Annotated in this window: 21 protein-coding genes; 11 read left to right on the top strand and 10 right to left on the bottom strand. The window is 38.7% G+C overall.

The window, feature by feature from the left end; all coding sequences use genetic code 11:
• The first annotated feature begins 2 nt into the window (after positions 1-2).
• The 6 genes from RM541_RS14105 to RM541_RS14080 all read left to right on the top strand — a co-directional run bounded on the left by RM541_RS14105 (position 3) and on the right by RM541_RS14080 (position 7044).
• On the top strand, positions 3-1166 hold the full coding sequence (locus RM541_RS14105) for a formimidoylglutamase (protein ID WP_311500780.1): 1164 nt from the start codon (positions 3-5) through the stop codon (positions 1164-1166).
• Positions 1167-1281: 115 nt separating this feature from the next.
• On the top strand, positions 1282-2649 hold the full coding sequence (porK, locus tag RM541_RS14100) for a T9SS ring complex lipoprotein PorK/GldK (protein WP_311500779.1): 1368 nt from the start codon (positions 1282-1284) through the stop codon (positions 2647-2649).
• 65 nt (positions 2650-2714) lie between these two features.
• Positions 2715-3371: a type IX secretion system motor protein PorL/GldL gene (porL, locus tag RM541_RS14095; RefSeq protein ID WP_311494905.1), complete on the top strand. Its 657-nt coding sequence runs from the start codon at positions 2715-2717 to the stop codon at positions 3369-3371.
• A 49-nt stretch (positions 3372-3420) separates the two neighbouring features.
• Positions 3421-4974, top strand: a complete 1554-nt coding sequence (porM, locus tag RM541_RS14090; protein ID WP_311500778.1) for a type IX secretion system motor protein PorM/GldM — start codon at positions 3421-3423, stop codon at positions 4972-4974.
• A gap of 15 nt (positions 4975-4989) precedes the next feature.
• Entirely contained in the window at positions 4990-5883 is an 894-nt protein-coding gene (porN, locus tag RM541_RS14085; protein ID WP_311500777.1) for a type IX secretion system ring subunit PorN/GldN, read from the top strand.
• A 102-nt stretch (positions 5884-5985) separates the two neighbouring features.
• Entirely contained in the window at positions 5986-7044 is a 1059-nt protein-coding gene (locus tag RM541_RS14080; RefSeq protein WP_311500776.1) for an NAD(P)/FAD-dependent oxidoreductase, read from the top strand.
• Positions 7045-7338: 294 nt separating this feature from the next.
• Here the strand turns inward: RM541_RS14080 and rho are convergent, their stop codons facing one another.
• Positions 7339-9087, bottom strand: coding sequence for a transcription termination factor Rho (gene rho, locus RM541_RS14075; RefSeq protein WP_311500775.1), 1749 nt, complete (start codon positions 9085-9087; stop codon positions 7339-7341).
• A gap of 192 nt (positions 9088-9279) precedes the next feature.
• On the opposite strand from rho, the gene RM541_RS14070 reads away from it, so the two are divergent.
• The 3 genes from RM541_RS14070 to mazG all read left to right on the top strand — a co-directional run bounded on the left by RM541_RS14070 (position 9280) and on the right by mazG (position 11206).
• Entirely contained in the window at positions 9280-9690 is a 411-nt protein-coding gene (locus RM541_RS14070) for a DUF4293 domain-containing protein (RefSeq protein ID WP_311500774.1), read from the top strand.
• Positions 9691-9905: 215 nt separating this feature from the next.
• Positions 9906-10328 (top strand): lipocalin-like domain-containing protein, encoded by a 423-nt coding sequence (locus RM541_RS14065; RefSeq protein ID WP_311500773.1) that lies wholly within the window; start codon positions 9906-9908, stop codon positions 10326-10328.
• 104 nt (positions 10329-10432) lie between these two features.
• Positions 10433-11206 carry a nucleoside triphosphate pyrophosphohydrolase gene (mazG, locus tag RM541_RS14060; RefSeq protein WP_311500772.1) on the top strand — a complete coding sequence of 258 codons (774 nt, stop codon included), beginning with the start codon at positions 10433-10435 and terminating at the stop codon, positions 11204-11206.
• Positions 11207-11280: 74 nt separating this feature from the next.
• Here mazG and RM541_RS14055 read toward each other — a convergent pair whose 3' ends face one another.
• The 7 genes from RM541_RS14055 to RM541_RS14025 all read right to left on the bottom strand — a co-directional run bounded on the left by RM541_RS14055 (position 11281) and on the right by RM541_RS14025 (position 21254).
• The gene (locus tag RM541_RS14055) at positions 11281-13722 is read right to left on the bottom strand and encodes a DUF349 domain-containing protein (protein WP_311500771.1); all 2442 of its coding nucleotides are present in this window, start codon (positions 13720-13722) and stop codon (positions 11281-11283) included.
• A gap of 115 nt (positions 13723-13837) precedes the next feature.
• Entirely contained in the window at positions 13838-14569 is a 732-nt protein-coding gene (locus RM541_RS14050; RefSeq protein WP_311500770.1) for a shikimate dehydrogenase family protein, read from the bottom strand.
• Positions 14566-15582, bottom strand: coding sequence for a DUF368 domain-containing protein (locus tag RM541_RS14045; protein ID WP_311500769.1), 1017 nt, complete (start codon positions 15580-15582; stop codon positions 14566-14568). The genes RM541_RS14050 and RM541_RS14045 overlap by 4 nt, the downstream gene beginning before the upstream one ends.
• Complete coding sequence (locus RM541_RS14040; RefSeq protein WP_311500768.1) at positions 15569-16507, bottom strand: DUF368 domain-containing protein; 939 nt, start codon at positions 16505-16507, stop codon at positions 15569-15571. Before RM541_RS14040 ends, RM541_RS14045 begins: the two co-directional genes overlap by 14 nt.
• A 289-nt stretch (positions 16508-16796) precedes the next feature.
• Positions 16797-18194: a tetratricopeptide repeat protein gene (locus tag RM541_RS14035; RefSeq protein WP_311500767.1), complete on the bottom strand. Its 1398-nt coding sequence runs from the start codon at positions 18192-18194 to the stop codon at positions 16797-16799.
• A gap of 91 nt (positions 18195-18285) precedes the next feature.
• Positions 18286-19482, bottom strand: coding sequence for an aspartate aminotransferase family protein (locus RM541_RS14030; RefSeq protein WP_311500766.1), 1197 nt, complete (start codon positions 19480-19482; stop codon positions 18286-18288).
• On the bottom strand, positions 19479-21254 hold the full coding sequence (locus RM541_RS14025; RefSeq protein ID WP_311500765.1) for an OstA-like protein: 1776 nt from the start codon (positions 21252-21254) through the stop codon (positions 19479-19481). Before RM541_RS14025 ends, RM541_RS14030 begins: the two co-directional genes overlap by 4 nt.
• Before the next feature lie 271 nt (positions 21255-21525).
• Here RM541_RS14025 and RM541_RS14020 point away from each other — a divergent pair, with 271 nt between their 5' ends.
• Together RM541_RS14020 and RM541_RS14015 are read left to right on the top strand one after the other, a co-directional pair.
• Complete coding sequence (locus RM541_RS14020; protein WP_311500764.1) at positions 21526-22338, top strand: ferritin-like domain-containing protein; 813 nt, start codon at positions 21526-21528, stop codon at positions 22336-22338.
• A 25-nt stretch (positions 22339-22363) separates the two neighbouring features.
• On the top strand, positions 22364-23248 hold the full coding sequence (locus tag RM541_RS14015) for a ferritin-like domain-containing protein (protein WP_311500763.1): 885 nt from the start codon (positions 22364-22366) through the stop codon (positions 23246-23248).
• Positions 23249-23332: 84 nt separating this feature from the next.
• Here the strand turns inward: RM541_RS14015 and RM541_RS14010 are convergent, their stop codons facing one another.
• Together RM541_RS14010 and RM541_RS14005 are read right to left on the bottom strand one after the other, a co-directional pair.
• Entirely contained in the window at positions 23333-24604 is a 1272-nt protein-coding gene (locus RM541_RS14010; protein WP_311500762.1) for an adenylosuccinate synthase, read from the bottom strand.
• 12 nt (positions 24605-24616) lie between these two features.
• Entirely contained in the window at positions 24617-25075 is a 459-nt protein-coding gene (locus RM541_RS14005) for a Fur family transcriptional regulator (RefSeq protein WP_311493360.1), read from the bottom strand.
• Between the last annotated feature and the right edge of the window lie 4 nt (positions 25076-25079).

The following is a 25079-nucleotide window of genomic DNA, read 5'->3' as shown; positions in this document are numbered from 1 at the left end:
ATATGGATCTTGATTTTCTGAGGCCGGTAAGTGAAGATTTGCTGGGCGAAATTACAAGTTTTGATAAGCAGAGTTTAGGGAACATTATAAAAGTCCACTCTTCTGAATCTGGGATTCCCGACTTGGAAGACGTACAGATTGCAATAATAGGTGTTAAAGAAAACAGGAGATCTGCAGGGGTAGATGAGTTTCTGCATTTTCATAATATTCGTTCTTCCTTTTACCGGTTGTTTCCCGGAAACTGGCACATAAAAATTGCCGACCTGGGAGATATTGAAAAAGGAGCAGAAGTCGAGGATACCTATTTTGCTTTGCAGACTATATTGACCCAGTTGATCAAAAAAGGTATTATTCCGGTAATTTTGGGAGGAAGCCAGGATTTGATATACGCACAGTACCGGGCCTTTGATAACCTCGACCAAATGGTGAATTTGGTCAATATTGACAGTAAATTTGATCTTGGTGATGCAGATCATCCGATTTCTAGCGAATCATATGTAGGAAAAATCGTCGTAAATAAACCTTATAATTTATTTAATTATTCCAGTGTAGGATATCAGACATACTTTAATTCTCAAAATGAAATTGAGCTGATGGAGCGGCTGTTTTTTGATGCCTACAGACTGGGTGAAGTCACTTCAAATATTTCAAATATTGAGCCTATAATGAGGGACGCAAACTTAGTTGGTATGGATTTGGGAGCGATAAATGCTACTGTTTTAGGTGGTGGGTACTATAATAACTCTCCAAACGGCTTTGATGGTAAGGAAATATGTGCCTTGGCAAGATATGCAGGAATAAGTGATAAGGTTTCCTCTTTTGGTATTTATGAATATTCTGTAGATTATAAATCTATTGGAAATATGCTGGTAGCGCAAATATTGTGGTACTTTATTGAAGGGGTGAATTACCGAACAAATGAGAACACTGTTTCAGCTAAGAACGAGTTTGTTAAATATCAGGTGCCCATAGACGATGATGTGTTGGTCTTCTTTAAAAGCCCCTTAAGTGGGCGATGGTGGATAGAAATACCATTTCCTGTGAACGTAAATACTAAATTAAAAAGACATACGTTATTACCTTGCAGTGAAGGGGATTATCTCGAAGCCTGTAATCAGATTATTCCTGAAAGATGGTATAAAGCCAAGAGGAAAAATGAAATTTAGAAATACTTAAACCATTAATTAGTTTTACTGTATTTTTATTGAAAATATTGTTTTTTATAAAATAAATAGATAGGTTTACCGCCGTAAACCAATTGTCTTAACCCAGGAGAAAATTATGAAGAAGTTTATTTCGCTAGTTGCTGTTCTAACCTTGCTTGTTGGTTGTGGTCGAAGCGATCGCGGTCAGTTAGTAGGTGCGGAAGGGAGAAAGTGGAATCCGGAAAAACCGTATGGTATGACATTGATTCCGGGAGGTGCGTTTATCATGGGAAAATCTGATGATGATATTGCCGACCAAAGAAATGCACCGCCAAAAACGGTTACTGTGCGCTCATTTTATATGGATGAAACAGAAATTACAAATGCTGAATATCGCCAGTTTGTAAACTATGTAAAGGATTCTATCATTCGGGTGCGACTGGCAATAATGGCTGAAATGGAAGGCGCTGTTCCTGGTGACGGAGGTATTGGAGAATTTGCTTTTGCTGATTCAGATCCAGAAGATATGACTCCTTATGAAGAGTACATGTTAAATGCTTATGGCACTGGTGGCCCTGGTGACACCTATGAAAACAGAAGGTTGAATAAGGATGTAGATCTTTATACTTCTACAGAAGATTATCCCGATGTTTATTATGCAGAGGTAATGGACTCTATGTATATTCCTTTAGATGAGGTTTATAATGGGCAAAGGACTATCGACGTTAAAAAGTTGAAATTTAAATACTCCTGGATGGATATTCAGGCTGCTGCACGTTCCGAATCTGCAAGTCGTAGTGATTTCATTAAAACTGAAGAACTCGCAATATATCCTGATACCACAGTGTGGATAAAAGATTTTAATTATTCCTATAATGAGCCTATGCACAATGATTACTTCTGGCATAGTGCTTTTGATGACTATCCCGTTGTAGGGGTTTCCTGGAAACAGGCGAGGGCTTTTGCTCAGTGGAGAACTATGTATCATAACGAGTTCCGCCAGGAAAAGGATTTGGAGAATGTGCCAACGTATCGATTACCAACAGAGGGAGAGTGGGAATATGCTGCACGCGGTGGATTGGAAGGAGCTACTTATCCCTGGGGTGGTCCATATGCCAAAAACGACAGGGGTTGCTTTATGGCTAACTTCAAACCTCTTCGGGGAGATTACGCAGCAGATCAGGCTCTTTATACTGTTGAAGCCAAATCCTATGATCCAAACGATTATGGGCTGTATAATATGGCTGGTAATGTTGGAGAGTGGGTTTATTCTTCTTACGATCCTATTTCTTATGAATACATGTCTTCTATGAATCCTTCTGTCAATAATCCTGATGATATGCGAAAAGTAGTTCGTGGCGGTTCCTGGAAAGATGTGGCATACTTCCTGCAAGTCAGCTCCAGAGATTATGAATATGCAGATTCTGCAAGGAGCTATATTGGATTTAGAACTGTGCAGGATTATTTGGGAACAGATGTAACTCTGAGTCAATCCAACAGATAGAAAATCATTTTAACTCAATTTCGAACCTTAACCTATTTACAAGAATTTAATTATTATAAAAAATTATGGCAAACTCAAAATCTACTAAGAAGATAACTAACATGGTGTACGGTTTAGGTGCATCTGTTGTAATACTAGGTGCATTATTTAAAATTATGCACTGGCCCGGAGGTAACCCAATGCTTATCGCCGGTTTGGTAGTAGAAGCATTAGTCTTTGCGTATTCTGCATTTGAACCTGTCGACGATGATCTTGACTGGGCATTAGTTTATCCCGAATTGGCAGGAGGGCCGGCTCAAACCAGAAATACTGCTGTTATAGAAGAAGAAAAGGAAGCAGATGGATTACTTTCCAAGAAACTTGATAATATGCTTAAGGAGGCTAAATTAGATGCAAATTTAATGTCTAGTCTTGGAGAAAGCATCCGAAATTTTGAAGGTGCGGCCAAAGGTATTGCTCCAACAGTTGATTCCATGGCTTCTCAAAAGAAATATAGTGAAGAATTAAGTGTAGCTGCTTCACAAATGGAGACACTAAACAATATTTACAAAGCACAGGTTGAGTCTGCTTCAAAACAGGCCGAGGTGAACAAAGCTGTGGCAGAAAATGCAGGGAGATTGAAAGAGGAAATGGATGCTTTAACAGCAAACATGTCATCTTTAAATAACGTATATGGTGGTATGTTAACTGCTATGAACGGTACAGGAAGAGTTGCTGGTTAATAAGATGTCCATCCCCAAATCAATCTTTATCAAAACATAAAAATAAAATATGGCATCTGGAAAACAATCCCCAAGGCAAAAGATGATAAACCTAATGTATTTGGTTTTCATCGCAATGATGGCCTTGAATATGTCCAAAGAAGTATTAACTGCCTTTGGATTAATGAATGAAAAATTAAGTGAATCCAATAACCTGACTGAGCTGCGTAACAGCGCATTTATGGCTGGACTAGAGGAAAAAGTAAGTGAGCAGCCTGCAAAGTATGAACCTTTGGTAGCAAAAGCAGAACGTATAGATTCGCTTTCCTCAAGCCTTGATTCTTATATACAGGAAATAAAAAATGAACTTGTGGCCGACATGGAAAATCCTCAGGATTATGAAGCCATGGATCAATCTAGCCAGCTTGATGAAATGTTTTTCCAAAGTGGAAGGATAAGTCCGAGAGGACAGGAATTTGTCGATAGAATAGATAATTACAGGGAAACTGTTGCCGGAATTCTTGGTGAAGAGTTTTCTGAAATTGCGGAGAAAGTGAGAAATGATTTTGCCACAGAAGAGCAAAATGTGGATGGAGCTAACGTGGATTGGCTAAAATATAAATTTGAAGGTTTTCCTTTAGTGGCTTCTCTTACGCAATTAACACAAATTCAGTCTGACATTAAGACCACAGAGAATCAGATTTTATCTGCTATGCTTTCAGGACAGTTGCAGAGCGAAGTTTCTATGACAAACTATTCTACTTTACTTCAAACTCCGAAATCTGCCTATTATCAGGGAGAGCAATTTAATGGAGCAATTGTTTTGGGTAGAACAGACCCTACTACAAAACCAAACAGAGTGGAGCTTACTCTTGATGGTAGACTTTTAGATGATTCAGATTATACTATAGACGGCGGGAGAGTTGTTCTAAATGTACCTGCAGGTAGTGCAGGTCAGCACAAGCTTGAGGGACAATTGGTTTTTATGCAAGAAGGTGAAGAAGTGCCTGTAAATGTGTCTTCGGAATTTTCTGTAATTCCTAAACCTAATTCTGCTGTAATATCTGCAGATAAAATGAATGTTCTTTATCGTGGTGTACAGAACCCGCTTACAATTTCAATGCCTGGGGTGCCAGATAATCAAATTAGTGCTAATGCGCCAGGATTATCCAGGGTTTCTGGTAGTAGCTATGTAATTAATGTTACTAATCTTCAACAAAGGGAGGTAGAAATTAACGTGACCGGAACTATAGATGGTGAAAGTTACCCGTCTAGTGAAACTTTTCGGGTAAAAGATATTCCAAGACCGGTTGGAACAATCCGTGGGGAAGATGGATCTGTTTCCATGCAGAGAAACAGTCTCGAAATTGCTACGGTTGGAGCAGCATTACCAGATTTCGATTTCGATCTTGACCTTAATGTTACAGGTTTCAGTTTAAAAGTACCGGGACAACCAACTATTAGGGTTAATGGTAATAGGTTGGATGACAGGGCACAATCTGCTTTAAGAAGAGCCGGAAGAGGAGAGTCTGTACAAATTTTTGATATTCAGGCATCCTTAGCAGGTAATTCTGGTTATAAGCTTAAAAAGGTAGCTCCTGTTGTTATTGAGCTTACTAATTAATAAAAATTGAAAACAATGAGCTGGAGAGGACATATATTTGGAGGCTTTATAATGCTTCTTACCGGAGCATCTTACGGTCAGGCAAATATTTTAAATGCAGATACCCCCGAAGAAATTGGTCAAAAAACGGAGGCTCAAAAACTAGTTGAGCAAAATAACGAGCCGTTAGAGTACGGGTATGTTGGAGACCGGGATATCCTGTGGTCAAAAAATGTATGGGAGATAATAGATCTGGATGAAAGGGTTAATTTTCCATATTATTACCCAGTGGACACCAATAACATTGGGAATAACCGTCGTTCACTCTATGATGTTCTTGTAGCCAGCATAAAGAACGGGGAAATTACAAATATTTATGCCGATTCATATTTTAATGAAAAGCGGACTTTAAAAGATATAAGTGCTACTATATCAAAAGTGGATACTACAGATCTTGGAATTGAACAATACAATGCCGGGGAAGAAGTGGATGAGCAGTTTATTGATCGTCGGGATTTAGGATCGGCAGATATTGCCGAATATCATATCCGTGGTCTTTGGTACTTCGATAAAAAGCAGGCTGAACTTAGGTATCGCTTACTTGGAATTGCACCGGTAGCTCCCGATGTTAACTTTATCGATTCAGGTCAGACCGATTTGGTAGAGCTTTTCTGGGTCTTTTATCCAGATGCGAGGAAAGCCCTTCATGAAGCTAAAGCATATAATGGTGCCAATACAGCACAGGATCTTTCTTTTGATCATCTATTAAATTCCAGGAGATTTAATGGTATAATTTATAAAGAAGATAATGTACAGGGTGATCGTGAAATTGATGAATATATTCCTCAAAATGCGTTCATGCAACTTCTCGAATCAGAGCGTATAAAAGAACAAATCCGCAATTTTGAACAGGATATGTGGAATTATTAAGCATCAATCATTTCTAAAAACATAGAGAAGCCGTTTAAATTATTTTAAACGGTTTTTTTATTGAATACGGTTAAAGAATTTTTCTTTTTTTAATTTTATAGGATGTTAGACTATATCATAGTAGGCTTAGGTCTTAGCGGACTCGCAGTTACATCACATCTCGGGAAGAGAAATAAGTCCTTTAGGGTGTATGAAAACCTGTTTCAGAAATCTTCCCTGGTGGCAGGAGGTATTTTTAATCCAGTAATTCTTAAACGGTTTACTCTAGCCTGGAATGCAGATGAACAATTGAAGATGGCTATTCCCTTTTATCACCAATTTGAGGAGAAATATGAAGTAAAGCTTCTTCATTTCTGGGATATCTATCGGAGATTTCATTCAGCCGAGGAACAAAATAACTGGTTTGATGCCGCTGACAAGCCCGGTTTGGAAAATTTTCTGGATACCCAGTTGATCAAAGAAATAAATGCTCATGTATATGCAGATTACTCCTTTGGAAGAGTTTCCAATACCGGCAACATAGATACTGAAATTTTATTAAATGAATACAGGAATGATCTGGAAAAAAGGGATGTTCTTAAATATGAAAGATTTGATTATAATCAGCTTATTACCGAAGCTAATCATGTAAGCTATAAAGGAGAAAAAGCTAAAAACATCATTTTTTGCGATGGCTTTGGATTAAAGAGAAATCCCTTTTTTAATTATCTGCCGCTTCATGGCAACAAAGGGGAGTACATAACCATATTTTCAGAAGATTTGAAGTTGAATAAGGCAGTTAAATCTTCAGTGTTTATTATGCCTATGGGTAATGATCTTTATAAGGTAGGAGCCACATATGATAATGTGGATAAAACACCATCACCTACAGTGGTTGCAAGGGAGAAGTTGATGAGCCAACTTGATAAAATAATTTCCTGTAAGTATGAAGTAATTGATCAGGTAGCAGGAATACGACCTTCTACAGCAGATAGGAAGCCGCTGGTAGGCCGGCATCCAAAAATGGCAAATGTCTATTGCTGCAATGGTTTTGGTAGTCGTGGAGTGCTCATAGCGCCCAGTGTGTCTAAAGATCTTATAGAGTTTATTGAAGAAGGTAAAGAACTCTCTCCGGAAATTGACCTGAAACGATTTACCCGCAAACATTTTAAAGGCAATTGACGCTTTTCACAATAAAAAAGGAGTAAAATTTCCTGAGAGGGTAAAGAGCGTAAACTTTTATGAATGCATGATATCTTGCAGACAAAAACGATCGATAACAGGTTCGTAAAAGAACGTAAAGGTCGAAAATTGCCAATTATATGCCTCCTTATAGAGTAGCCCAAGAAGAAATACTTCCAGGTCTCGACAATAAAATTGTCTATAGTTGAAGAGAATAAATGAGCAGCCGTCCTAACCTTAAATCATAAAAAAACCGGACATCTCTGCCCGGTTACATATCTTCAGAAGAAAATCTTACCCATTCATTGAGATCAAAAACTCTTCGTTGTTCTTCGTTTGTTTTATTCTGTCGTTGATAAACTCCATAGCTTCGATAGGGTTCATATCGGCAAGATATTTACGCAATACCCACATACGTTGTATCGTAGCTTCGTCCAGTAAGAGATCATCACGGCGTGTGCTGGAAGAAATAAGGTCGATGGCAGGGAAAATTCTTCTGTTAGAGATTCTTCTGTCCAGCTGAAGTTCCATGTTACCGGTTCCTTTAAATTCTTCAAAAATTACTTCATCCATTTTGGAGCCTGTCTCTGTAAGGGCGGTTGCAATAATAGATAAAGATCCACCATTCTCGATGTTACGGGCAGCACCAAAGAAACGTTTTGGTTTGTGCAAAGCGTTAGCATCCACACCACCGCTTAAAACCTTACCACTGGCAGGTTGTACGGTGTTGTATGCACGGGCAAGACGTGTAATAGAATCCAGAAGGATTACAACATCATGACCACACTCTACAAGCCTTTTTGCTTTTTCCAGAACGATATTTGCTACTCTAACGTGCTCATGAGCCTCTTTGTCGAAAGTAGAAGCTACAACTTCTCCTTTTACGTTGCGCTGCATATCTGTAACCTCTTCAGGACGCTCATCGATAAGCAATACGATCTGGTAAACTTCAGGATGATTGGCAGCTATCGCATTGGCAATATCCTTAAGGAGCATTGTCTTTCCAGTTTTTGGCTGGGAAACGATCATACCACGTTGTCCTTTTCCGATAGGAGCAAAAAGATCCATGATCCTGGTAGAGATACTACTTTGCTTTTCAGCAATATTGTATTTTTCTGTAGGGAAAAGTGGAGTTAAATGTTCGAAAGAAACCCGGTCCCGAACAACCTGGGGATCAAGACCATTAATTTTACTGATTTTTATAAGCGGAAAATATTTTTCTCCTTCTTTTGGAGGGCGAATTTGCCCAAGAACAGTGTCCCCGGTTTTTAAACCGAAAAGTCTTATTTGCGATTGTGAAACATAGATATCATCAGGAGAAGTAAGATAATTATAATCTGAAGATCTTAAAAATCCATAATTATCCTGCATAATATCAAGAACACCTTCGCTCTCTATAATAGCGTCAAATTCGTAATCTGGTTCACGGTAACGGTTTCTACTGTCGCGGTTTCCGCTGTTTTTTCCAGAATTGGAATTGTTATTGTCCCTGCTGTTATGGTCTCTGTTTCCAGAGTTGTTGTTGTTGTTGTTGTTGTTGTCTCTGTTTCCGGAGTTATTGTTGTAGTCTTTTTTGTCTCTCGAATCCTTCTTGTTGTCCCTCGGGTTTGGCTTGCTGCTTTTAGGAACGCTCTTTTCATCTTTTGGCGTATTGCTTTTGGATTGATTTTTATGAGTGTTCTGAGGCTTATCAGATTTTGACTTATTAGAATTTGAAGGTGTTTCAGATTTTTCGTCGGAAGTTTTATTTTCTTCAGAAGCTGAAGATTTTTCCTGCTTTCGCGGAGGTTTCTTATTACTTCCAATTTTTCCGCCTTTAGGTTTTTTAGGTTTGTTATCTGATGATGAAGAAGACGGTGCGGGGGCTTCTTTTTCCTCGGTTAAAACCTCCTTTACCTTCACTGGGTTGGAAGCCTGGTAATCTAATATTTGATATACAAGATCAAGTTTTTTAAGGCTTCTGAATTTTGGAACATTTAAGGTTTTAGCTATCTCCTGAAGCTCAGGAAGTTTCTTAGCTTTTAATTCTGAAATTTCAAACATGAATAATTACGAATAAGTTTGTTTGGATTGATTTAACTTCTCCGGGAAGACTAGTAAATTTTTTTGGAGTCTTAAGTAACCTGTTTTGAAGTGGTTACGAAATGTTATTGCAATAATACGACTTTATTTTAATTTTTAAACAGGTTTTTTGAAAAGAATCTTTATTTTTGTCAGTCAAATTTCAAAGTTATCATGCTACAACGCATACAAACGGTTTATCTTTTTTTAGCGGCTATAGTTAGCCTTGGATTAATATTTGTTTTTTATCTTTGGGAAAATTCCGTTGGAGAAACGGTTTATGCCGAAGATGAATTAATGGTGTTTATAATGTTCCTTTTATCAGGTTCGTTATCTTTGGTAAGTATTTTTATGTTTAGAAACAGAAAGCTGCAGTTTGTGCTGGGGCGACTGAATATAATATTAAACTTTTTTTTACTAGGAGTGTTTGTTTATTGGTTGCTAAATGTACCTGGAGAGCAAGATATCTCAGAGAAGGGTATTGGGATGTTTCTTCCAATAATTTCTATCGTTTTTTTAGTGTTGGCCAACAAGGCTATAAAGAAGGATGAAAATCTCGTAAAATCTGTGGACCGATTGCGATAAGCCTATCATCTTAGTAGTATTAGTGCGTAGAAAAACCCGAAGTGAAAGCTTCGGGTTTTTTGATTTGTAAATAAGGTAGGTATTAAGGCTCATTTACTCAATTAATCTCCTCTGTCCTCTATATTCTTTAAGTAAAAAATTCCTTTATTAAAAAGAATACCTTTACCGCACGCAACCTTCTAGTGTAAATTGTATCTAATATTAAACGACGAATTATGAGACTATTTCTTCGATTAACTGCGTTAGCCTTTGTTTTACTTCTTTCCGGATGTGAATCTGATGATGAGCAACAGTTAAAAGTTTTGGATTTAACCACTACCAATCTTGTAGGTACGTGGAAACTTTCAGAAACCTATGTAAGTCCTGGTGGAGAAACTTCGTGGCAGCCTGTAGAGGATGGAAGCTCTTATACTTTTACTCAGGAAGGAACTTTTACTTCAGATAACAATGAAAATTGTGCAGAGGGAGAATATACAGTAGACGATGATAATTTGGCGCTAACTTACACTTGCGAAGAATTGGAGGAAGGACAAGCTGATGTTTGGAACCTGGCAGTACATTCACTTACAGAGGAAGTACTTATTCTAAGAGGCGTTGGTTGCGTCGAGGCCTGTTTGTATAAGTATAAAAAAATCTAATTCGAAAGATAATTGACTTTCAATCCTCCAGTCAATTATTCATCTTATCTTCTTTAGCGTCTCTTTCTTTTATCTTGTATTTTTGGAAAAACTGAAGAACTACAATGAATTCAAGAGAGGAGCAACTAAAGGCGTTTGAGCGCCTTCTGGATATTATGGATGAACTACGGGAGAAATGCCCGTGGGATCGTAAACAGACGATGGAGTCGCTGCGACACCTCACCATCGAAGAAACCTATGAGCTGGGTGACGCCATTCTGGATAAAGACATGGATGAGATAAAGAAGGAATTGGGAGATGTTTTGCTACACCTTGTGTTTTACGCAAAAATTGGAAGTGAGACTAATGATTTTGATATTGCCGATGTTTCTAATTCAATTTGCGAAAAACTCATTTCCCGTCATCCGCATATTTATGGCGATGTAGAAGTAGCCGATGAAGAAGAGGTGAAAAAGAATTGGGAAAACCTGAAGCTGAAAGAAGGAAAAAAAAGTGTGCTGGAAGGCGTTCCGCGATCCTTACCGGCTATGGTTAAGGCCAATCGGATACAGGATAAAGTGGCCGGAGTCGGATTTGATTGGGAAGAACCGCAACAGGTATTCGAAAAGCTTCAGGAGGAGCTGGGAGAACTTCAGCACGAAGTAAATTGTGATAACAGAGACGAAATAGAAGCGGAATTTGGTGATGTTTTGTTCTCGATGATCAATTACGCCCGCTTCCTCAAGGTCAATCCGGAAAATGCCCTGGAAAGAACTAATAAAAAGTTTATTAAGCGTTTTCAGTACCTCGAAGAAAAAGCAAAGGAAAACGATAAAGCATTAAAAGATATGACCTTGGCTGAAATGGACCTTTTCTGGAATGAAGCTAAAAAACTTTAGTGCGGAGCAATAAAGGGTGGAGAGTGAGGAGTCGATAGTTTTTACTCTTCACTCTTCACTTTCCATTTTATAACCTAATACAAAGACTTTACCTTTTGTAACTTCTTTTTCCAGACTTCCAACTGTGCTTTGTGGTCATTAATATTCTTGTGTACGTCCTGTACCAGTGGGTTATCTTCATCTACATTAGAAAAGAACTGAAGGTTGTTCTCGAGCTGTCTAATTTCGGCAGTGGTTTCTTCAATTTTCTTGGTTAAGAAATAATGCTCATTTCTGATTTTTTTCTCGTCATCTTCATCATTTAGCGCCTGGATCTTGTTCTCGTACTTCATCATTTCAGCTTTAGTACGGTTCACATCAAGTTTTCCGAATAACTGATCTAAGACTTTATTGAATTTCCCTTCAATAAAACGCTTGCTGTAAGGCACTTTACCAACGTTTTTCCATGCGGCAATATATTCCTTTATTTTTGCCAGGTCATCTTCTTTTTTGCCTGTAAATTCAAGAGCTTTTAATTTGTCCAGGATATCTTTTTTCTGTTCAAAAGCTTCGGTTTCTTCTTTGTTTTCCTCGTTTTTACTGGCATGTAGTCTGTCAAAATAATGGTTGCATGCAGCCTTAAATTGTTTCCAGACTTTATCACTGTCTTTTCTGGGAACATGTCCAATCTTTTTCCAGTCTGCCTGGATTTTCTTCATTAAGGGAGTGACAGTTTTGAAATCGTCACTGTCTTTATTATCATCTGCAATTTTTATAAGCTCACGCTTTTTCTCAAGATTGTCGTACTGCTGCTTTTTTAGGTTTTTGTAGAAGTTGTTTTTGTTCCGGTTAAATTTGCGAACGCTCTGTTTAAATTCGGTCCAGGTTTCTTCATTTTTAGCTCTTGGAACTTTTCCGGCTTTAAAGAATTCTTCTCTTAAAGCCTCAAGTTCCTTGATCTCTTGTTGCCATTTGTTATGGCTGTTATAATCCTCCTCAGCAATATCCCGGATCTTACCTATGATTTCCTGTTTTTTAATCCAGTTCTTTTCATAAATCTCATCGAGGTTATTAAAGTACTGCTGTCGCTTATCGTGTATTTTTTTGGTCGCATCACTAAACCTTTCCCAAATATCTTCCCGGTATTCCTTTCCGACAGGACCCAGCTCTTCTTTCCACATTTTGTGAAGCATCTGCAGTTCACGAAAGGCGCGGTTAACATCTTCCTCTTCTGCCAGCTCTTCTGCGCGATCTATAACTTTGAGTTTTTGCTCCAGGTTGTGTTTAAAATCTAAGTCTCTGAATTCTCTGTTTAGATGGAGGAAATCATAAAAATTCTCTACGTGGTGATGGTAAGTATTCCAGACATTATTGTAGCGATCACGGGGGATTGCACCCGCCAACCTCCATCGGTCCTGTAAATCCTTAAAATGTTTATAGGTGGTGTTAATATTTTCTTCAACATCGATAAGCCCTTTGAGCTCCTCGATAATTTCAAGACGCTTATTCAGATTTTGATTGAGGTCCTGCTTAAGTTTTTTATAGTAAAGATTTCTTTTCTCCTTATAATCAAAGTAAAGATCATTAAACCTTTTCTTGAGTGGAGTGGAGTAGTGGAAGTCAATAATATTACCGCCATCTGCAAGAAACTCTTCTTTCTTCTCTTCCAGCTCTTCATCAAACTTAGCATTAAACTCCGCTCTTATTTCAGTAACGTGATCTTTAATTGCCTGCACCTTTTCTTTTTTCAGTAAAGCTTCCAGTTCGTCCGTCAGCTGTTCCTTACTCATGGAATGGTAATCTTTCTTCTCAATATCGTGTCTTTCAACTGCACTTTCATCCTCGCTGTCTTCAGCGACTGCTTCATCAACGTCTTCCTGGTGACTTTTAAAAGTCTTTCGGTTTTCATTCACCATTGCACCGGCTACATCTCCCTCCATATCTTCATCGTGCTCGTGCTCAGTCTCGCTGTTCCTGTTTTTAGCAGATAAATCTTGCTGTTTTTTGTTTTCCTGAACAAAAGCATCTGCAGAATCATTGTCAGAATCCTTGCCTTTTTCGAGTTCTGAAACTTTAGAAGCTGCAGCACGTTTTTCTTCTTCTGAAGCGGGATCTGCCTCAATCGCGTCAGGCTTTGCAGTGTTTACCTTCTCCTCCAGGCTTTTCGACTGCTCCTCTTCTTTATTACTGTCAAAAGTAGGGTTAGCAGCAGTTACGTCTTCCTGCTTCATATTTTCCTGTACGATAGCATCTGCCGTGTCATTCTCGTTCTCTTCATTTTCTTCTTCGGAAGCTGAAGATGCCGCAGTGGATTTGTCTTTAGCTGAAGCAGGCGCGTTAGAATTGCCATTTTCAGCAGGCTGAGCTTTTTGTGTATTCTCAACAGGTTCAGAAAATGAATTTTCATCAGTGCTTTCTTCTGCTGCCTTACTTTCACTTTCCTTCATAGCTCCTTTTTCTGAATTGGTACTTTCAGAAGCATTAGGATTAACGCCGGAAAGGTTTTTATTTTCCTTATCATTTTCTTCGTGAGACATATCGTTCAGTGTTAACGTTCGTCGTAAAGTTTATGCCTGAAAGATAACAACTCCCCTAAAATTGGGCAAGGGATTGAGTCTATTTGTAATGAGATGGAATAAAAGGAAGAAGATATCACATATTCCAGATTTCCCATGCTTTTTCTGCTTGTAATTGCAGCATTTGCAGACCGTTACTGGTAGAAGCACCGTTTTTTGCCGCCAGTTCCATGAATTTTGTGGTCGACGGATTGTAAATTAAATCGTAAGCCAGATGATCCTGAGTTAAATAATGGTAAGGAATATCGGGATGATCTTCAGTATTTGGAAAAGTCCCTAAAGGAGTGGTGTTGATTATAATTTTGTACTTCTGAAGGATTTCCTCATTTAGATCCTGATATGAGACCTGGTCTGGCCCGGGGTTTCTGGAAACGTAGAGGTACTTTATTTCAAGTTTTTGAAAGGCAAACGCAACTGCTTTCGAAGCTCCGCCCGTACCCAGGATTAAAGCACGATAATTGCCATTTTTGAGCATCGGCTTTATTGCGGCAGAAAATCCAACATAATCTGTATTATACCCGGTAAGGCTTTTGTCTTCTTCAATTTGAATGGTATTTACCGCTCCAATAGCTTCAGCATTCTCATCAAGACGGTCCAGATAGTTCATAACCGACTGTTTATACGGAATTGTAACATTTAAGCCTTTTAAACCTTCATTTTGCTGAATTATAGATTCAAATTGGCCAATTTCGGCAATATCAAAATTACGATATTCAGCATTTATAGCTTCATTCTGAAACTTTTCAGAAAAATAACTTCTGGAGAAAGAATAATCAATGTTTTTTCCAAGGAGTCCAAATAATTTCATGGTTTTTTAGCTTTTTTCTCATACCACGCGAGTGCAAGTACGATAAATATTCCAAATAATATAAAGAAAATGGCAATCCAGGTTTGCTCATTGGCAAAATCAGGAAAATACCTGTCATAGTTGTCAATAATTCTGTTTCCCTGGCTGTCCGTGAGAATATTTCCGAAATCGTCTATTTTAAAAATGGCTTCTTTCCAGGGCCAAACCACACCTAGCGATCCCGTAATAAAGCCAATTATCACTGCAAAAGTATCGTTTTTATAACGTTTCAAAACGTAACCCAGTAAATGCGACAGAGAAACAAGGCCGGCCAGCGAACCCAATGAAAAAATCACCAATACCTGTAACATTCTTAGCCGTTCCTGGTTGTTGATAAAATCGAAATCCAGGCTTAGAATGTCGGCTACTGTATCGTACAAAGCATTTACAGATTCTACAAGTAGCAGTACATAATTACCAAGTAAAATGAGAATAAAAGATCCAGACAGCCCTGGAAGTGTCATCCCGGAAACACTAATCATCCCGCAGAAAAATACAAACCATAAATTGTCATTTTCCTTAGCGGGTTCCAAAAAACTAATTGCGACGCCTAAAGTTATTCCCGCCAGGACAAAGAGAATGCTTCTTTTGCTCCACTCGTCAAAATCTTTACTGATGTAGTAAATTGAGCCAATAATCATCCCGAAAAATGCGGCCCAAACGTAGAGCTCGTAATAAACAATAAGGTAATCGAGGATTTTGGATACACTAAAATAACTTATTAGCATACCTAAAATAAGAAGCCCAAGAAATTTTCCGTTTATATATTGAAAAAGACTCCGAAACCTGCCGCTTACAAGCAGTTTAAAAGCTTTAAGATTAACTTTTTGGAGAGAATAAATAAATTCTTCGTAGAAGCCGGCGACAAAAGCAACAACACCACCAGAGACACCGGGTACCTTGTTGGCAGCTCCCATGGCAAGGCCTTTGAGCACTAAAAAGAATTTATCGGTAAAGGTCCTAGTCTGCTGCATTAGCACTCAAAGGTTTTTGACTGGCAAAATATTCGAGGGCCAAAATAAGTAAGAAACCTGCTAACATTAAGATGAAAGCAAATAAGGTGTTAGGTTCTCCTTCAAAATTCCATGGTAACACAGATGTTTCTCTTAATACAACTTCTTTGTCACCATAAGTGGCCGTTTCCAGCACTTTTTTCCAGGGCCATATTTTATTCAGTGAGCCGGCTATAAAACCTGTTAGAACAGCCAGGGTAATAGTGCTATAATTTGTAAAAAGCCATTTAAGTAAGCGGGAGAAGGTAAGTAAACCAAAAACAGCTCCGGTGGCAACGACCGCCAGGGTTTTGATGTCGAAATTATGCGCTGCTTCACTAATCGTCTTGTAAGATCCCAGCAGTAATAAAATAAAAGCTCCTGAAATCCCCGGCAGAATCATGGCGCATACTGCTACAGCTCCTGCAAAGAATAAAAAAAGAGAACTGGAACTACCGGCCATTGGCGGGAGAGAGACGATATAAAAGGCAACCAATGCTCCAATTAATAATGCTATCACAACCTTAAAATTCCATTCAGGGATCTGTTTTCCTACAAACCAGATGCTGGCCAGTACCAGGCCAAAAAAGAACGACCAAATTAGGACAGGATGAGCTTCCAGAAGATAGTTGGTAAGACGCATGACGGTGAAAATACTGATTAAAATCCCTGATAAAAGAGCAACAAGAAAAGAGCCATTCAGTTCCTTCCACATTGCAACGAATCCATCTTCTTTCCAGGTTTTAAGCAAGGAAATATTCACTCCGCCAATGGTACCAATAAGTTCTTCGTAAATTCCTGAAATAAAAGCTATAGTTCCCCCGGAAACACCAGGAACAACGTCTGCAGCCCCCATAGCCATACCTTTTAATGTAATTGTAAAATAATCCCTGATACTTCGCTGCATGTTCTTAAATTAAGATTCAACCAAAGGTATAAAAAAGTTAAAGGTGGAAAGTTTAAAGTGAAACGTAAATATAGAAACTTAACGAGACAGGAATAAAATGATTTACAAAAATATATGCATTCTATGTTATCAGTTTCTCAGATTTAAGACAGCTTTTAGATATCTGAGTGATTGATAGGGAGAAATGTAGCTGTCAAAGGTTATAGATATGAAAATTTATCTTTGGTTGAAAGCTCAATGAAAAAAATAAACAGATATCCACAGGAATTTTATGTTTTCTCGGTAAACTTTAGGAGGTTTTTACGTAGGAATTGATAATCTCTTTTACGCTCTTGCGCCTAAAAATAGTAGGAAATAACTCTTCTATAATGATGTAGTATTCTGCATCAAGTTTAAGGCCGTTCTTCAAATGGAAATATGCTTTTTCTCCTTCGTTAAGGGAGAAGAATAATCCCGCGAGGCGATATTCAATTTCGGCAGTTTCGGGATAGAATTCCATTGCCTGCATCAGGTTTTGTATAGCAGTTTCAAATTCTCCCAGATCTATGAGAATGTCACATCGTTTGATCCAGGTTTCCAGCTCATAATTTCCCAATTCCAGGCTCTTCTTGTAGCCTTGTTCAGCTTCTTCGTAAAAGTTTAACCGATTATTAATTTTTGCGTACCGTTTCCAGTAAAGCACGTTTTCTTCATCTATATTAATTGCTTTGTTGATGTAATAGAGTGCTTTTTGATAATTTCGTTTTTTGATGTAGAAGTCTGTAATAGCAATCCAGCCTTTATCAAGAAGCGGGTCTTCATGTACCGTCATTTTGAAATTATCCAGTGCAAGTTTATCTGCTCCAAGTTTCTCAAAACATTTTCCAATTCTCAAATAAGCAAAAGAAGTGGGATCGTCTAGCTCCAGTGTTATACGGTAATTCTCAATAGCTTCATTGTATCGACCAAGCTTTTCCAATACCTTTCCTTTTTCCAGGTAGGCACCAATAAAATAGTCGTCACTAATAATGGCAAAATCGAATGCTGTAAGTGCTTTTTCGTAGTCCTTTAAATCAAAATATTGTTTTCCAACCTGGTGCCATGCCACTTCGCAATATGGATTCTTGTTCAGGTACATGTTGAGATACTCTATTGCTTCATTTTTTTGATCAAGAAAATCAAAACAATACATCACATTATACAATGCCGAATAGTCTTCCTCATCTGCTTCCAGGCACTTCATAAAACTATACTTGGCATTTTCGAAATCTTCAAGAAAAAGATATTCCATTCCTATCAGAGAATGCACATCGGCTTCATCTAACGTTATTTCAAGTGCCATTTCTAGCGCATGAATAGCAGCCTGATGGTTGTCTCTTTTGGATAGTATTTGTGCTTTTTGGATATACACCTCTTCATTGGAAGCTTCCAGACCCTGGAGTTCATTAAGTAAACCGTCAGCTAAATCCAATTTATCTTCAAAAACAAGTATTTCTACCTTAAAGAGCTTAAGATTTGTGGAGGTTGGGTGTTGCGCGAGCCCTAATTTAACAGCCTTTTTTGCCAGTGCAATTTTGCCGTTCTCTAAATAATGATGAATGATGTTCTCAAACTCATTCGAGTCAAAGAAAAGAACATCGTTTGTTTTCAGCATCGATTCAAAGCGGGTAAGCGAGAAATTGTTTTCTTCGTTATGGCTCAATTGCATAAACAAGGTGTTACGGGATTTCTACTGTAATAAAATTAAAAATCATAACAAGCGTTTCCGGTAAATGGTAATTTTGTTGTTAACAATTTAATCAACAGGAGCGGCCGCCGTCATATATTTCTTCTAGTAGGTCAATAATAATGCCACAACCTTCTTTTATTTCTTCTTCTGAAATAGTTAACGGAGGAGTGATACGAATTGCTTTCTTTTCAAATAAAAGCCAGAATAAAATTAGTCCTTTATCCTTTGCTTTGAGTATAATTTCTGAAGCGATTTCCTCAGAAGGAAGAAGGGCTGCGAGCATCAAACCTTTTCCGCGTATATCCATTATTAGCGGGTGCACGAGCAATTCGCGAAACAATTTCTCTTTTTGAAGAGTGGCGGGTATAAGGTTTGTTTCTGTAATCTCTTTTAAAGTAGCCAAAGCGGCAGCCGCAATCACAGGATTGCCCCCAAAAGTGGTAATATGGCCAAGTTTAGGATTGTCTGCCAAAAGGTCCATTAATTCTTCTGAAGCAGCAAAAGCACCTATAGGCAGCCCTCCACCCATACCTTTTCCTAAAGCAACAATATCTGGTGTAACATCGAAATTTTGAAAGCCAAATAGTTTGCCTGTTCTTCCAAATCCCGGCTGAATTTCATCCAATATCAACAACGTTCCGGTTTTTTCGCAACGCTCTTTTACCTTTTTCAGAAAATTGTTTTCCGGAAGAATAAAACCCGCACCTCCCTGGATCGTTTCAAGAATGACACCTGCAGTTTTTTTGCTGATCTTCTCCAAATCAGCTTCATTATTAAAAGTAATAAAGGAAATATCTCCAATTAATGGCCTGAAAGGCGCCATACGTTCCTCCATGCTCATAAGGCTTAGCGATCCCATCGTGTTGCCGTGATAGGCATCTTTGGCTGCAATAATTTCACTGCGGCCAGTAGCCCTTCTGGCAAGTTTTAACGCACCTTCAATAGCTTCGGTTCCCGAATTGGTCAGGTACGTTTTTTTGATATTATCGGGAAAGTATGTGGCCAGAAGCTTTGTAAGTTCGACTGCTGGTTCCTGGGCATATTCTCCATAGACCATCACGTGCAGGTATTTCTCTGCCTGATCTTTTATTGCATTTACTACGGCAGGATGGCAATGCCCTAATGAACATGCCGAAACTCCAGCCACGAAATCAAGATGTTTTCTACCGTCTGTAGTATAAATATAAGAGCCCCTGGCATGTGAGACTTCCAGCCCCAGTGGATGTGGAGTGGTTTGCGCCTGATATTTTATAAAATCTTCTTTCAAATTTGCTCATTTTCGTCCTCAGAAGATGTGTTCTTCAATTGGTTTACAGGCTGGATTTCTTCTTGTTCCCGTTGCGGTGGAGTCTTGGAATTCTTAAGGTCTTCAGGTTGCAGGCGTGAGTTTTCATTCAGTAAAAGATCGTCATCTTCCCGCTCATCAAAAAATTCTTCCTGCTCTTCCGGTAAAGGGATGCCCTGAATCCGGACAAGTTCAGGTACAGGCTTTCCTTCAAAAAGGTCTTCCTTTGTCATTAGCCTTTCTTCGCCCCGCCAGTTAAAACCAATAAGTAGTCTTTGATTTATGGGAAATTCTTCTTCGGGATATAATCCGCCTTCGGGATCGTCAAAGTAATAAATTTCATCTATATCCTGCTCACTGAACAAAATCCTTATAGAACTTGACACTGTTCGGTTTATTCCTATAAGTTCCTGTTGTTCGTTGCGCATGTAATTCAGCGTTTCAGTATTCTTGTTTATGTCAACCTGGTAAATGTCGTTTTCGCGAAACAGTCCTACCAGTTCCATACCCTTTACCTGATTGTAACCTTCAATAGTATCCTTTTGAATCAGAAAAGCATTGTCGAATACCATCAATGAGTCCAGTTGTTCGGTTTCAGGATTTGATTTAAGATGAATAGTATCTCCGGTCATCTGGCTTTCTCCAGACCAAATTACAGGATTTCTTCTTTTCGTTACAGAAGTAACGGGACCGCTGGTTATGTTAATAAGTTTAGTTAATCCTGTTTTTTGATCCACGTATATAGAGTCGCTCTTCCCGCTCATATCTGTTTTAAATATCCTTACATCATAAAATCCACGAATCACTCTTTCCTCAGGAACGCCTGTAATCATTAAAGTGTCGCTGTGTATAAATACCGAATCTCTGTCCTGTAAAGTAGCTGCTACGGGTCTTTTAGTGATAATTACTGAATCTCTTTCGCGAAATACTTCAGCGTAGTGCCCTTTTACCACACTTTGATTTATGGTATCTGTAATTATGATGTTATTCGTGGCTGAAGCAAAATTTCTGTTCCTGTCAAAATAAAGGCTGTCTCCTTCTACCTGCCTGTTTTTATAGTCTATCTGGGAATTTTTTACAAAATATCCAGTATCCCCGCGAGTATCATAAAAACCTCTTTCGCAATAAACTGTGCTGGTTTCGCTTTCGATGGTTGTAGGGCCGTAGAGATAAGCGTGGCCAGTATCAGAATAAAAATCGAGTTGTTCAGAATTAATTACGTATTCCGGATTTGTCAGAACAACATTAGTAAGAAAGGAGTACTTATCCTGTTCCATATAATACCTGCCAACGGTACTGGTGAGCACACTGGCAGTGTCAATTACTTTTCCTCCACTCCGATAATAGGCTTGTTGTTTTACACGATCAAAAAATAAACTATCAGTTGTTAAAGTGGTTTGCGGCCTTTGCATAACCACCTGACCACTGGCAAAAGCAAATTGTGTAGTACCATTATACTCGGCATAACTACTGGCCATGCTCACAGTATCTCCCTGCTGCATTCTTACATTTCCAAAAGCTTTAAAAAAATTATCCTGATTGTAAAAAACTGCATTGTCGCACCACACCTCGATTCCCTGATGAGTAAAATGTACTTGGTTCTCAACTTTGCTAAGAATAATAGCGCCGGGATACCTCTCTTCATTTTTTACCTGCCGGTCGCTGGTGTAATTAATTTTTTTCCCATCCTGAGCATAACTGAAACAGGTACAGAACAGGATAGAAAAAATGAGGAGAAATTTGAAGTACTTCAAAAGAAAAAGTTTTTGCGAAAATAAAGAAAATTCTGTTTAAAAAATATCTTCTTTTTTCGAATGAAGCGCGGATTTATTTCAATTTTCAGAAGGCTTATGTTTCAAAATATCAGCTAATTATACTTGAACAACTCATAAGGTAATCTTAATGTAATACAATAAAATATTAAAAACCCCTCTGCTGCGGCGGGTTTTTGAAAACATTAACACGCGTCAACGTCTTTCCAGCTAATTAACCTGTATGTTTAAGCGTGAACTAAAAATTATAATTATGAAGAAACCAGTTGTAAAGGTTGATTTTGTTGATGAATCACCGAAAAACGGAAAATTTAAATCTCGAAGGAGATTTATAAAACTTGGTGGGATAGCTTTCGCCGGTTCGAGTTTTTTAATGTATTCCTGTAGTGAGGACGATGATTTTAACCCGGGCCAACAAGAAGGTCCTGATCCGCAGCCAGAACCAGAACCTGAGCCAGAGCCGGAGCCAGAACCGGAACCAACAGCTTTTGATCTTGGAAGTGGTGATGTAGGGATCCTTAATTACGCTTTCGCTTTGGAACAGCTTGAGGCAGCATTTTATACTGCAGTAAGAGGAGATGCTTACTATGAAGGAGCTCCACAAGAAGAAAAAGATGTTATTGATGATTTATATAATCATGAAGTAATTCACCGGGAGTTCTTTAGAGCTGCAATTACCGCAGCAGTAGGAGAGGGTAATGAAGATATGGTACTACCAACATTAGAATTCGACCTTTCTTCCGTCGATCTTAGTAGTCGTCAGGAAGTGCTTGAAACTGCCCTTCTTTTGGAAAATACAGGAGTAGGAGCATATAATGGTGCAGGGGATAGACTTGCAAGTTCTGATTATCTGACTATTGCAGGTAAAATTGTTTCTGTGGAAGCGAGACATGCGGCAGCAATTTATGAATTACTGAATCCAGAAGGTGGAATTGCAGCTGATGATACTATTGATGAAAACGGACTTGATCTTGCTTACGATCCATCACAGGTGCTTCAAGATGCAGGCGGATTTATTACTACAGACTTCACGGCTACACAGTTGCCTGAACCAATGACATCGTAACCACTAATTCCTAAAAGAAAAAATTATGAGTATTATAAAGATGCTGGATGGATTTACATCCGAGAATTTAATGAAAAAAAGGAGTTCACGGCGTGAAATGTTCGCTACCGTAGGTTCCTTAGGTAAAAAAGTGGCTGCGGCAGCAGTTCCTTTTGGACTGGCAACAAACAATGCAAAGGCGGCAGCTTTTTTTCAGGATACAACTGGCCCTGTACAGGCTTTACAATTTGCGTTGCTTCTGGAGCGTTTGGAAAATCAATTTTATTTAATGGCCTTAGAATCTGATGTGCTAACTGGTCGTGGGGGACGAGTTGAAAATGTATTTATGGATATTTCAGCCCATGAATCTGCACACGTTGAATTCTTAGAATCAAATTTGACTGATGCAGGTGCAGATGTGAGCGATATGCCAACTTTTGATTTTACTGCCGGAGGAATTTTTGATCCATTCAATGCAAATGGAGATGCTGATGCGTCTTATGCACAGTTACTCGCATTGGCTCAGGCTTTTGAAGATACAGGGGTGAGAGCATATAAAGGACAGGCTCCTAATTTAATGAATACACCATATCTTGAACCTGCTCTTCAAATTCATTCTGTTGAAGCACGACATGCTGCTGCAATTAGAAGAATAAGAGGAACAGAAGGATGGATAACAGGTGAAGGTGCTAACGCTATGGCGCCAAATGTACAGGCTGCAATGGATGCATACGCTGCAGTGTACGCAGGAGAAGGAAATGTAACGCAGGTTATTGATCTTACTACTCTGGATTATGGTGATTCACCTTTAGTTGGAGATGTTGCCGAGGCTGTGAGTCAGGCATTTGATGAGCCATTAGGAATGGATGATGTTAGTGCTATTGCCAGCCTATTTATTGCTACAGATGATAGTGAAGAGAGTGACGGATAGAAGAAGTTCACAAGATTCTTGTTTATAATAAGAAAAGGCTGTTTCGCGAGAAACAGCCTTTTTTATTTAAAATTGTATAAGATGTTATCGGGTGATCGTTTGTTTACGATCCGGTCCAACCGAGACTACAGAAATTGGTACTTCAAGTTCTTTTTCTAAAAACTTCACGTAATCATTAAATTCTTTTGGTAACTCAGATGCTTCGGTCATTCCGGTAAGATCAGCCGCCCAGCCTTTCATTTCGCTATAGACAGGAGTAACATTTTCTGCTTCTATATTGTATGGCAGATGTGTAATTTCTTTTCCTCTGTAGTTATAAGCAGTACAAACTTTTAGAGTTTTAAATCCGCTTAAAACATCACCTTTCATCATAATTAGCTGCGTGATACCATTCACCTGCACAGCATATTTTAGAGCCACAAGATCCAGCCAGCCACACCTTCTTGGTCTACCCGTGGTAGCTCCAAATTCGTTACCTACACGCGCCATAGTTTTTCCGTCTTCATCAAAAAGTTCGGTCGGGAAAGGACCACTGCCTACGCGGGTGGTGTATGCTTTAAAAATTCCGAAAGCTTCTCCAATTTGTCTTGGTGCCACACCTAAACCAGTACAGGCTCCTGCCGCAGTGGTATTGGATGAGGTGACAAAAGGATAGGTTCCAAAGTCGATATCCAGTAAAGATCCCTGTGCACCTTCAGCTAAGATACTTTTTTTGTCCGCCTGTGCTTTTTGAAGGTAATCTTCACTATCTATAAAAGTAAGTTCTTTCAACGTTTTTACAGCATCAAAAAATTCTTTTTCGAGTTCTGCCAGGTTGTACTGCACATCCACATTATAGAACTCAATCATTTTTTCATGCTTGTTGGCAAGGGAACGGTATTTCTCTTCCCAACCCTCAAGCTCAAGATCTCCTATTCTAATTCCATTTCTTCCGGTTTTGTCCATGTAAGTTGGGCCAATGCCTTTTAAGGTAGATCCAATTTTGGCTTTACCTTTAGAAGCTTCAGAAGCTGCGTCAAGTAACCTGTGTGTTGGCAAAATAACGTGCGCTTTTCTGGAAATAAGAAGCTTGGATTTATAGTCGACCTTGTGTTTGTCGAGATTCAGAAGCTCTTTTTTGAAAATCACAGGGTCAATTACAACTCCGTTACCTACTAAATTAATCGTGCTGTCGTGGAAAATTCCTGAAGGAATAGTATGTAAAACATGTTTTTGTCCGTCGAATTCGAGCGTGTGTCCGGCGTTTGGTCCGCCTTGAAAACGTGCTATAATGTCATACTTGGAGGTGAAAACATCAACAATTTTTCCTTTTCCCTCGTCGCCCCACTGGAGCCCGAGAAGTAAATCTACCGCCATGAAATATTTGGGTTAATTAGTTTCTTCTTTTTTGTTGCCGTAAAAATATAAAGAATGTTTGGTAATTTCGATATCAAAAACCTCTTCTATGGTTTTTTTGATGGTCTGTATCCTTGGATCACAGAATTCAATAACTTCTCCGGTATCGGTAAGGATAATATGATCGTGATTACGGTCAAAATAGGATTTTTCGTATTGTGCCTGGTTCTGCCCAAACTGGTGCTTTCTTACCAATCCGCAGCCCAACAACAATTCGATGGTATTGTATAAAGTAGCCCGGCTAACACGGTACTTTTTATTCTTCATTTTGATGTAAAGGGATTCAATATCAAAATGATCATCATTATTATATATTTCCTGAAGTATCGCAAAACGTTCCGGGGTCTTTCGATGACCCTTATCTTCCAAAAATTTGGTAAATACGTTTTTTACGACAGCCTGGTCGTTCTTATTTACAACTTTTTTACTCATAATT

It is taken from the genome of Autumnicola psychrophila (genome assembly GCF_031846645.1).
In the GTDB taxonomy this organism is placed as follows: Bacteria; Bacteroidota; Bacteroidia; order Flavobacteriales; family Flavobacteriaceae; genus Autumnicola; species Autumnicola psychrophila.
This window is presented reverse-complemented; position numbering and strand designations above follow the sequence as displayed.